This is a genomic window from Methylomicrobium lacus (assembly GCF_041897535.1).
In the GTDB taxonomy this organism is placed as follows: domain Bacteria; phylum Pseudomonadota; class Gammaproteobacteria; order Methylococcales; family Methylomonadaceae; genus Methylomicrobium; species Methylomicrobium lacus_A.
The window spans coordinates 688,970-700,067 of the sequence record NZ_CP169217.1; the positions used below are offsets into that span (position 1 = coordinate 688,970).

Below are 11,098 nucleotides of genomic sequence, written 5' to 3' on the forward strand. Positions count from 1 at the left end.
TCAAAACACCGGAACACAAATTTGCTATAGGCCGGTTTACCTGACGGAACCTCCAAAGAATTGAGGCTAGTTTCAGTCTAAAGGTTAGGCCAAAGGCTGCCCCATAGGCGCCAATGGACTTTGCTCGCCGTCCACGCTCAGAGATAAAAAGGGCGTTGCAAATTTCGGCGTCTCAGAAGGTTGTCTGATCACCCATTCGCTGACCCAAGACAGTGCAGGATCGTATAAATCGATATAGGCTTCCGGTTTTTCTTTCAGGACAACGCTTTGCAAAGGTGAAGCGGGTTCCGACATGAATCGGGCGATGCTCGCCAAACGCTGGCGAAGTTGATTCGCATTACCCAGCGGCATCAGAAAATCGTAGGAACGCTTACGCGATAAGGTAGAGCCTAGATAACTGGGATTAAGCCTCGCGAATTGATCATGCCGTAAATCGGCCAGCTTGGCGATCGTGGCGATTTCTTTTTCTGCCAGATAGTTCACGTCGAATTCATGGTCAATTTTAACTTTGACGAAATATGGCTCGTTTTTAATGGCGGGCAATTTGATTCCATAGCCGGCGGGACGGGCGAAGATTTTGGACAGCGCCAGCAAGCGCGGAACATAATCCTGCGTTTCTGCGGGTAAATTTAACGACCAGAAATCGGCCGATAGACCTTCGGCCCGATTACGGCTGATCGCATCATCTACCGTGGCTTGGCCTGAATTATAGGCCGCCAAGGCCAGCAGCCAATCCCCGTTAAAATGGTGACTCAAACCGCTCAGAAAACGAATGGCCGCCTGGGTGGATTTTGGAATATCCAGCCGTTCGTCATAATCCCGTCTTTGCACCAAGTTGTAATCCATGCCGGTGCTGGGAATGAATTGCCACAGCCCTTTCGCGCTTTTAGGGGACTCCGCCGTGGGCTGATAGGCGCTTTCAACAATAGGCAGCAATGCCAGTTCCAGCGGCAATCGATATTTACTGAGTTCTTCGACGATATGGTAAAGGTAGGGTTGCGCGCGTTCGGCCACGCGATAAAGAAACTCAGGATTTCGGCTGTAAGCTACGATGAATTTATCGATGCGCTGATTAATCGCGGCTTGTCGACTTTGCGGTCCTGACTGACTATCCCCTTTTTCGGGGAGGTTGTCTTTGCGCTTTTGTTGTTGACTATCCGCCTTGACCGCGGCCAGTTGCGACACTACGCAGGGCGGTGCCGTTTTTTCAGACTCCCCCCTAAGAAGGGATTTCGATAAGAGTGTCGAAAGCTTATGGCTGTTGAGCCCGCTTGTTGATTCCCCACCAGTCTTCCTCTGGCGAAAATCTTGCTGCACCGCCTCGATTTCCGGTTGCCCCTTCAGTTTCTTCAGTAAAACAATTTTGTTATCCGTTTTGAGCGCGTTTCCATCATGCTCTTTAACAGAAGGCGGCGCGCAGTCGCTATCATTCGTTACGGAAGTTTTCGCGCCCAATAGTTTCCTGCCAAGCTCGGTATAGCGATGCGGGCCGAATTTCGCGCGGCCTAATTCCGTATAGTGGTTAATAGGCGCGGTCACCGTTTGCGGAGAACTGTTCAGTGTAGGTTTTGAATAGCCTGCTATCCCGTCAGAACCTTTGCGCATTTTGATCGCGGCCGCCGAAGAACGGGCACCCTTCAATCCGGCTCGCGCGTTATCTGCCGGGTCCAGTGTACTTACCGCGACGTGACTGGGAATTTTCATTCCCGAACGAATACGCGCCCACACATCGATCGCGCCGGCGGACGCCTTCTTTCCGGAATGGGGCTTGTTTTTGATGATTTTTGACGATGTCGCGGCGCCGGCATCGGGAACATGCGAGGCTAAGGAGACGCCGATCACAAGAGTGAAGATTCGCAGTAATAATCGCATAATCGTTACCTCGACTCATAGCACCTGGCCGATATTGGCGGCTTGGGTCATTCAAGGTCCAGGCGCCTTATACTCAGGTTGCTAGATCAAAAAGCGGCCATTGGCTAGGGTAATGCAAAAAGATTTCCCCTTTGCGTCTATTGTATCGATAAAACAATAAACACATAAGATATTTTTAAGAATTCTATCAACAAGACCTCCTTAACCATTACCAAAACCGCGCGGCGCTATCGCCAGAAAATCGTCAATTTAGGCCGCATTCAAGCCGGAATTCGGCCCGTTGAGAGTATCATTCCGGCGTTTTAGTTAGAAATTCGACTGGAGATCGATATGAAAGTTGCGGAGATTTAGCTCCATCCGGGTAAGCCGGTATTGCGGGCAAAGCGCTGCTTGATCAGCCGTCGCTCCTGTCGTCTTACTGGTTCCGGCAGGAAAAGCGGCTAACCTGCTTCCGCCACCAAACCAGGGTAATCGGTGTAGCCCGTCTCCGGCTCCTTTAGCCCATAGCCGTAAAACGTCTCGGTATGATAAGGATTGAGCGGTGCATTGAGTTGCAGGCGGCGAGGCAGATCCGGATTGGAGATGAAGTCCTTGCCAAAGGCCACCGCGTCCGCCTCGCCTGCGGCGATCACCTGTTCGGCCGTTTCTCGGTTGAAGCCCTCGTTGGCGATCAAAACGCCGCCAAAGCGTTTTTTCAAGGCGGGACTGATGCGGTTTTCCCCCAATGACTCGCGAGTGAAAATAAAGGCGATACCCCGCCGGCCCAATTGCTCCGCCACGTAGCCGAAGGTGCTCAAGGGGTCCGAATCGCCCATTGAATGGGCATCGCCCCTGGGCGCGAGGTGGACTCCGACCCGGTCAGCTCCCCAGACCGAAATCGCGGCATCGGTGGCTTCCAGCAGCAAGCGGGCACGATTTTCGATCGGACCGCCATAAAGGTCGGTGCGCTTGTTGGTACTGTCCTGTAAAAACTGGTCGAGCAGGTAACCATTGGCGCCATGCAACTCGACCCCGTCGAAACCGGCCCGTTTGGCGTTTTCCGCGCCCTTGCGATAGGCTTCGACAATGCCGGGAATTTCAGAAGTGTCCAAGGCTCTCGGCGTCACGAATTCCCTAAGAGGCCGCAACAGGCTGACATGGCCCAGCGGTGCAATCGCGCTCGGAGCGACGGGAAGTTCGCCGTTCAGGTAATCCGGATGGGAAACCCGGCCGACATGCCACAGCTGTAAAAAAATTCGTCCTCCGGCGGCGTGTACGGCCCGGGTTACCTTGGCCCAGCCCTGGACTTGAGCATCCGACCATATCCCCGGCGTGTCCGGATAACCGACTCCCTGCGCAGAAACACAGGTCGCTTCGCTTAAAATCAGCCCGGCACTCGCCCTTTGCGCATAGTATTCAGCCATCAGCGCGTTAGGGACTCTGCCGGCGCCGGCACGGCAGCGCGTCAGCGGCGCCATGACGATACGGTTAGGGAGCGTAACCGCTCCCACAGTGATGGGTTCAAACAGGTTGCTCATTTTATCCTCTTACTTTAATGGCTGACTAGCCTACTTTTCCGTGCTTTTAGCACATCGACATGCAGGTATTTTATCTTGCAGGCCGGATTCAGGGCCAGCAACTTCCATACCGCTTTCAGGATGAAATGACCTAAGTGAGCCGCTCTATGGTAGACTGCCGGCAAAAAACAGAGAGGTCATTGAATGCAGTGTCGGATCGGCTGCGGCGCTTGTTGCATTGCGCCCTCTATTTCTTCGGCAATCCCTTTACATCCTTTCGGCAAACCCGCCGGAATGCGTTGCCTGCATCTGGATGTTCAAAATAAATGCTCGATTTTCCTGCATCCCAGCCGCCCGCTTGTGTGCCGCGGCTTTCAGGCGACCGAAGATTCCTGCGGCAGCAGCGCGGAAGAAGCGATGGCTATTTTGTCCGAATGGGAGAATTTGACGGGTAGTCCGTAACGTGGCGTATGAGCATTTTTGCCCCGCTAATCGTCTTATCAGGTAGCTACGGCAACTGATTCGATTAATAACGCCGAGCCGAACCCCTCGAACGACAAATCTAGCGACCCAGTAGTCTTATGCGCAACGAATACAATCATCTCGTCTGGCATCAATCGCAAGTCACCCGCGCCTGCCGGGAAGCGCTGAACGGCCATAAATCGGTGATCTTATGGTTCACGGGCTTATCCGGCGCCGGCAAATCCACCCTTGCGCATGCGGTCGAAAAGCGGCTGTACGAGCGCAAATGCCGCACCTTCGTATTGGATGGCGACAATGTCAGGCATGGGCTTTCCAGCGATCTCGGCTTTGATGAGGCCGACAGAAAGGAAAACATTCGGCGAATCGCCCAAGTGGCGAAACTGATGCTCGAAGCCGGCCACATTACCCTGACCGCCTTCATTTCGCCTTTCAGATTGGAGCGAAATCTGGCGCGGCAAATCGTAGCCGAGGGGGATTTTATCGAAATTTACTGCAAATGCGCCTTGACCGTCTGCGAGCAGCGCGACATCAAAGGCCTCTACCAAAAAGCAAGGCTCGGACACATAGCGAATTTCACGGGCATCTCCTCCCCTTATGAAGCGCCCGAGAATCCCGAGTTAATCGTCGATACCGATCAATGGAGCATCGACGAATGCGTCCAATGCGTGCTGGACTATCTGCAAGAAAAAGGCATCATCCATTAACGCGGCAAAACCGGCCGCGCCCCAAGCGTTCTCCCATTGCGATCGGTATTAGCCGACGATCACCAGCCAGTCGGTCAAATAAGTCATTTTGACCGCCAGGGTCTTTTGTAGGACTTTCAACATGTCGCCGGACTCCCTGATGCTCAGGCGTCCGTTGATTTTCATCGCGCGCAGCGAGTCGTCTTTAAACAGGATCATGCCGGTGCGGTAGCGGCGAATCTGCTTGACGACGCTCTCCAAGGTTTCATTTTCGAACACCAGAAAACCATCGACCCAGGATATCGAGAGCGCCGAGTCCAACATTTTAGGTTGCCCAAGCGCGGTGGAATTTACCGAGACCGCCTGCCCGTCGTGCAAAACGACAGGATCCTTCCAGTGCCCGTTTTCGGACACTTCAACGCGCCCGGACAATACCTTGATCTCGTCGCTGTCGCCATTCCGCCCCACAATAAAATGCGTGCCCAACACCCGGGTCGTCGAATAATCGGCTTTGACGATGAACGGCCGGTCAGGGTCGGGCTTGACGTCGAAATACGCCTCGCCTTTCAATAACTCCACCCAGCGCTGCGTCCCGTCCATGCTGAGCGCAAGCGCGCTGTCGGTATTCAGCATCACCGTGGAACCGTCTTCCAAGCGCACGGATTTACGCTCGCCCACCGCCGAGGTGTAGTCGGCATTGATCAGCATACGAAACTGTCCGGAAAACGCCAGCGTCAGCACCAGGCAGGCCGCCAACGCCAGGGGCATTTTCGAGCGCATGAGGCGTTTTTTGTCGGATCGAGGGGCGATGCGGTGCTTTTGGGCACTTGCGGTCAAACCCTTCAGCAAATCGGGGTCGCCCCACAGCGCGCTGATTTCATCAAATGCCTTGCGGTGCGCATCGGTCTGTTCGAGCCATTGGAGAAAGCACGCCTCATCCTGCCGGCTCACATTGGCGGCGCGCAGACGAATAAACCATGCCGCGGCTTGTTCATCTACGGTGTTGTCGAGATCGGATTCCAAAGCGTTTTCCCAGTTGGCAAAGAAGATGAGTATAGACTTTTGGTACTGCAAATTTCGGTTATTGGCAAGCCCTCGGCAAGCGTTGCAAACAAAGTTCCACGCCCTGTGCCCCTACTCTCGCTTGGCATGCTTTACCTTGCATTTTACCGAATATCAGCGCCATTTACCCGATTTTGTGCCGGTTCGTCCGCGGCTTGCGGGCTTAACGACAGTTTGTGTTCCGGCTTTCCGCCCGCAAAGGCCAGCGGCAATCCTGCCACCCAGAACGCCTGTTGATCGCTGTAATAAGCCGATAACGGATGACCGGATTGCCCGCCCGGCATATGCAGTATGCCGTCCTCAACATGGCCCGGCGAAACCACCAGCCTTTCGCTGGCGCCAAAATCGGGTCCTGTGACCCGCACACAATATCCTCCGCAACCGGCCACCGGCTGGTGCGGCATATCCAGCGCCGCAGACAACAAGGGTAAGGCCTTCGAAAAGGGATGCGCATGGCCGACGATGTTTTGCTTGCCCCAGGTCAACTCCGGCCATTCCGCGCCGGGGCTGCGCGCCATGACCTTGGCCGCGCTCTTTTCCAATTGCGCCAGGATGAAACGGTCCCAATTTTTATGGTGCCCTGCATCCGGCAACAACGCTGCCGGCTTCGCGTCCAGCAAGGCCTGCAAAGGCGTATCGGCATAATTCCACGCATAAACGAAGTCTTGGTCCGCCTGTTTGCAGGCCGATAGAAACGGCGTAAACACCGCATCGATCAGCTCTCTGCGAAATTCGATCAATACCGGCAAACCCAGGCTTGCGGTGTCGGCCCTGCCGTTCCAGCTCAACAAATAATCGCGCAGCCCGCTCAATTCCGGTTTTTGCGCCAACACGTCCGGGGTCAACACCTGCAAGGCCAATTGCTGGTAATAACTATAAAATTCGCTTTCGGTATCCTGTTGCAGGTTAAACAGCGACCATTCGCTATGGCGTGCCGCCTGCTTGAGCTTCTGGTTAATCCGGTAAGCGCGATAGCCGTTCACGAACTGATGCCCGATCACGTAGGGAAAATCGGCCGCAAAGCGCCGTTCGTTGGCGGTCACCAAAAAGCCTTCCGGCGGATCGATGATGCGCGGCAAAGCGGCGGGGTTGACATAGCCCTGCCAACCGGTTTTGCCATCCGCCCAGGATAGGCTGACCGAACCGTCGCCGCCGAAGCGTTTGGGGATTTTTCCGGTCACCGTCCAGGCGATGTGGCCCTTTTCATCGGCCAGCAGCACGTTTAATTGCGGCCCGCCGGCCCGATTGGCAATAGCCAGCGACTGCGACAACGTTTGGCTCTGTTCCAGTTCCAAAATATCGACATTGACGGCATCCGCATCCAGGGCAACCCAATGGATGGCCACCGGCTGCCCCTGGAGAGGCTGGAGAGCGACCGGTCCCCATACGGTTTCCTTGACCGCCACCGTCTTGGAACCGCCGCCCTTGATGTTGATCACTTCCTGCCGCTGAGCGAAGGTTTGCCAACGCTCGCCGACCCTATACTGCCCGGCGTCATCCGGATTGATCTCCAGTTTGACCAAGTCCAGAAAATCGCCCGCCAGGTTGGTCATGCCCCAAGCCACATGCTGATTACTGCCCGCGATCAGAAAAGGGGTGCCGGGCAGGTTCAGGCCTATCGCCCGTACTTCGGGATAATTGACCTCGGCACGATACCAGATATTCGGAACGCTAATCCCAAGATGCATATCGTTGGCCAATATCGCCCGGCCATCCGCGGTTTTGCCGCCGCTGACGGCCCAAGCATTCGAACCCGCCAAGCTTTCTCCTCGGGAAGCATCCGCCAACTGGGAGAAATCGCCCATGCGTCCTGCCAGCAATGTCTGCATCGCATTGACCGGCACAGGCTGCGCCGGCCTCAGCGATTTCGTGTGATTCATCAGCTGATCGGTAAAACGATCGGTATCCGGAGTCAAAAACGCCACGGCTTCGGCGGGCAGCGCGCTCTCCATCACGCTCAGCATGCGTTCGCCCTTTTCAACCCAGGCGGTCAAATTTTCGAACATTCCGAAGACCACCAGCAAGCTGTCTTCCGCCTGCCATGGCTCCGGCGCATAACCCAGAACCTTGAACTCAAAGGGCAAGGTCGGATTTTGTTCGAGATAGCCGTTAACGCCCTCGGCATAGGCCTGCAAATACTGGCGGTGAAGCGGCGGCAACTTGGGCAAAATTTGCTTGGCCTTCTGATTGAAACCGTAAATCCGCGCCTGGACGTCGCTGTTCACCGCCGCGCCGCCGAAAATCTCCGCCAAGCGTCCGGCGTTCTTGCGCCGCATCAGATCCATCTGAAACAGGCGGTCGCGGGCGGTAACGTAACCCAATACCCTGGCCGCATCGATCCGGCTGCCGGCGGTAATTCTTGGAATGCCGTGCGCATCGGTATCGATAGTGGCCGGAGCCGCAAGCCTTGCCAATCGGATGTTGCCGTCCAAAGGCGGCAGCGATTGCAGCCACCACCCATATCCGACGCCGGCCGCAGAGGCGATCATCCCGATCGCGCCTAGGCCCGCATAGAGCCATGATTTTTTAAGCTTTGCCATGGTTTGATACCGGTCATCAAGAGGTTATCGTTTCCGCAGCGGCCGAATCCAGCCGTTCCCGGTGCGCGGCCTGAGGCCGCTTATCGACCGGCGGAGACTCGACCGCGGTAATCCGGCCTTCGTCCAGCTTGATGCAGCGGTCGGCCAAATGGAAATATTTATCGTCGTGCGTAATCGCCAGCACCGTCTTGCCGCGCGCCTTCAGCGCCGGCAATAGTTCGGTGTAGAACAAATGCTTGAATTCGGGATCCTGGTCGGCCGCCCATTCGTCGAACACATAAAACGGCCTGTCCTCCAGATAGGCCGCCAGCAGCGCCAGCCGTTTACGCTGGCCTTGGGACAGACTCACCGAAGAGAAGCGGCCATTCACGATGTCCACCTTGTGATGCAGATGCAGGCGTTGCAGATAATCCTCTATCGCGCCACGATTGTTTTCTAAATCAACGCCATAGAGTTCGTCGAACAAATAAAAATCGGAAAAAATCACCGAAAAATTCTGCTGGTAGGCATCGCGGCTGCCTGCATCGACGGGGCGACCGTTCCAGTGGATCATGCCTTGTTCGGGATGATAAAGACCGATCAGCAGCAGGGCCAAGGTGGTCTTGCCGCTGCCGTTGCCGCCGATCAAAAACACCAGTTCGCCCGGATGGAATTCCAGGTCGATGGGTCCCAGGGTAAAGTTACGGTTCTCCTTTTCCCGATGAAAACTGTGGGTCACCCCATGCAGGGCCAATGCCTTGAAATGGCGCTGAGCCGGTAATTTGGCCGAGCGTTGCGCCGAATTTTTCCCTCCCAGCTTATCGTCTAACCGAAGCACCTTGTTCAAGGCCACTTTGGCGCGGCTGAACACCGGCAGACTGCCGGTCAAGACCGTGAGCGGCGACATCATGAACAAAAACACCAGGACGTAACCGCTGACGACTTCTTGGCTAATCGCCTGCCACGCCGGAAACACGTACAATATCGCGGCGATGGTCAGATAATACAGGAGCTGTATCCACTGGTTGATCAGTAAATAAGCCACGGTAGCCCGGAAAGAATAACGGCGGTAGGATTCTGCGCTAACCGCCAGAGACTGGGAAACGAATGCCTCGCTGCGCTGGCGATGCAGTTTCAATTCGCGAACCCCTTCGGTCAATGCAGAAAAGCCACGACTCAAGTTGTCGTATTCGTCCCGCGCGCTCCGTACGGCTCGCATCGGCACGTGATTGAACAACTGGAAAGTCGCGACGCCGAACAGGATCACGCCGGCCAAAACACAGGCCAGCTGCCAGGACAGCCAGCTCAAATAAGCCATGCACCCCGCCACAATCGCAAAATTGATGCAGAGTACCGGAAAAAGCTCGCTGGCAGCCGCAATGGCGGTCACATCCTCGGTCAAATGACTCAACAAGACGGATTTTCCCAGCTTCTGCAAATTCGGATAGGGCGCGTTCAAGATCAAACGACTGACATGCAACCGTAAATCCCGAGCCAGTTTTGTGCTGAATCGGTTCAACAAATAATGCGAAGCAAAGCGGCAAACCAATACGATAGAGGCCAACCCAGCAAACCATACGGCAGGCGTCAAGCCGGCAGACCACTCGAAAGTCAGATACTGATCCACTCGTCCAGCCAAACTGGCATTGATGAATGCAATCAAGGCCGCATTGCTTAAGCCGCTGACAATGCCTGTCAGCAAGACACCGGTAATCGTTATCCAAGATGAGCGCCATAGAAATAACAGCATATCGACTCCATTATGCGGTTAGGCCGAGTGAAAAGATCACCGGCGGGTATCTATCTGAAGACGCCTTGCCCGCTAAATCACCTCAGCCGCAAAAATGGCGAGTTCCGCCTTGGGGAACGATAGCGGCCGGAATTAATTAATCTATGTTATTTAACACAATGCTTTTGTGTCATTACGCCTGTTCCTTTATTCCATGCCTTCCTCTGTATTGAGACTAAGCCATTGAAATAACTGGCGCAAAGGAGTTGGCTTAAAAATTGCTGTACCAAAGCAAACATGTTAGATGTTTTCTCTACATTAATGTTATATAAGAGAATAGTAATACTTATAATACTATTAATTTAGCTACATTACCGAACCAGGGCTTAGCTAACCAATACAACAACAGGGAACCCAGCGTGAATCTTGAAGCGATTTATCTCAATCATCAATCCGAACTGCAGCTCCATCTGGCTCGCATCGTCGACTGCCCGGATATCGCCGCCGAATTGGTCCAGGAATGCTTCATCATCTTTTCGAAGGAAATCCAAAAACAGGTGATCGAGCATCCACGCGGATTCTTATTTCGCACCGCCAGAAATCTCGCATACGATCACATCAAGCACCGCAAAGTCACCGAAAGGCATCTCAACACGACCGACCCTACCCTGTTGCCAAACGAAGAATCCCCCTCGGCCGAAAAATTAGCGGTCATCGACGAAAAGCTGACGATCTTTTCGTCGATTGTCGACGAACTGCCCGCCCGCGCGCGCGAAGCTTTTGTTTTGAACAGGGTTTACGGCATGACTTACGCGGAAATCGCCAAAGAACTGAACATTTCGGACAGCGCGGTGGAGAAACTCTTAGCGAGAGCGCTGTTGCATTGCCGTCAGCAATTCAAAAACCGCCGTTCGGATTTAATCGGCGACTGAGGAAGATCAAGGCGTGACTCGTCTCCCCAAGGAAACCTGAAACCCAGTGTAAACGCACTGACCTATCTTCCCTCATCATCTTAACATCGGAGAACCCCATGGCCTGGGACCAAGAAGAAGACACCACCATTTACCAAGTCGTCGTCAATCACGAAGAACAATATTCGATCTGGCCGGAATACAAGGACATCCCCGGCGGCTGGCGCGCCGTCGGCCCCAAGGGGATGAAACGGGAATGCCTGGACTACATCAAGGAAGTGTGGACCGATATGCGCCCATTGAGTCTGCGGCAACATATGCAGCAGGCGGGTTTGGGCTAACC

General features: G+C 54.5%; 9 protein-coding genes. 4 read left to right on the forward strand and 5 right to left on the reverse strand.

The features are described 5' to 3' along the window. Window positions 1-84 precede the first annotated feature (84 nt). On the reverse strand, window positions 85-1,872 hold the full coding sequence (locus ACEPPP_RS03020; protein ID WP_374089580.1) for a transglycosylase SLT domain-containing protein: 1,788 nt from the start codon (window positions 1,870-1,872) through the stop codon (window positions 85-87). Between the two features lie 440 nt (window positions 1,873-2,312). Next, window positions 2,313-3,389, reverse strand: a complete 1,077-nt coding sequence (locus tag ACEPPP_RS03025) for an alkene reductase (RefSeq protein ID WP_374089581.1) — start codon at window positions 3,387-3,389, stop codon at window positions 2,313-2,315. A gap of 183 nt (window positions 3,390-3,572) precedes the next feature. On the opposite strand from ACEPPP_RS03025, the gene ACEPPP_RS03030 reads away from it, so the two are divergent. Both ACEPPP_RS03030 and cysC read left to right on the forward strand, forming a co-directional pair. Next, entirely contained in the window at window positions 3,573-3,830 is a 258-nt protein-coding gene (locus ACEPPP_RS03030; protein WP_374089582.1) for a YkgJ family cysteine cluster protein, read from the forward strand. 119 nt (window positions 3,831-3,949) lie between these two features. Next, window positions 3,950-4,555 (forward strand): adenylyl-sulfate kinase, encoded by a 606-nt coding sequence (cysC, locus tag ACEPPP_RS03035; protein WP_374089583.1) that lies wholly within the window; start codon window positions 3,950-3,952, stop codon window positions 4,553-4,555. Window positions 4,556-4,603: 48 nt separating this feature from the next. Here the strand turns inward: cysC and ACEPPP_RS03040 are convergent, their stop codons facing one another. From ACEPPP_RS03040 to ACEPPP_RS03050, 3 genes are all read right to left on the reverse strand, one after another. After that, window positions 4,604-5,557, reverse strand: a complete 954-nt coding sequence (locus ACEPPP_RS03040) for a FecR domain-containing protein (RefSeq protein WP_374089584.1) — start codon at window positions 5,555-5,557, stop codon at window positions 4,604-4,606. 143 nt (window positions 5,558-5,700) lie between these two features. Next, the gene (locus ACEPPP_RS03045) at window positions 5,701-8,136 is read right to left on the reverse strand and encodes a penicillin acylase family protein (RefSeq protein WP_374089585.1); all 2,436 of its coding nucleotides are present in this window, start codon (window positions 8,134-8,136) and stop codon (window positions 5,701-5,703) included. Between the two features lie 16 nt (window positions 8,137-8,152). Further along, entirely contained in the window at window positions 8,153-9,865 is a 1,713-nt protein-coding gene (locus tag ACEPPP_RS03050; RefSeq protein ID WP_374089586.1) for a cyclic peptide export ABC transporter, read from the reverse strand. Between the two features lie 398 nt (window positions 9,866-10,263). Between ACEPPP_RS03050 and ACEPPP_RS03055 the strand changes: the two genes are divergently transcribed. Beyond that, window positions 10,264-10,776: an RNA polymerase sigma factor gene (locus ACEPPP_RS03055; RefSeq protein ID WP_374089587.1), complete on the forward strand. Its 513-nt coding sequence runs from the start codon at window positions 10,264-10,266 to the stop codon at window positions 10,774-10,776. A gap of 98 nt (window positions 10,777-10,874) precedes the next feature. After that, window positions 10,875-11,096 carry an MbtH family protein gene (locus tag ACEPPP_RS03060; RefSeq protein WP_374089588.1) on the forward strand — a complete coding sequence of 74 codons (222 nt, stop codon included), beginning with the start codon at window positions 10,875-10,877 and terminating at the stop codon, window positions 11,094-11,096. Window positions 11,097-11,098: the final 2 nt, after the last annotated feature.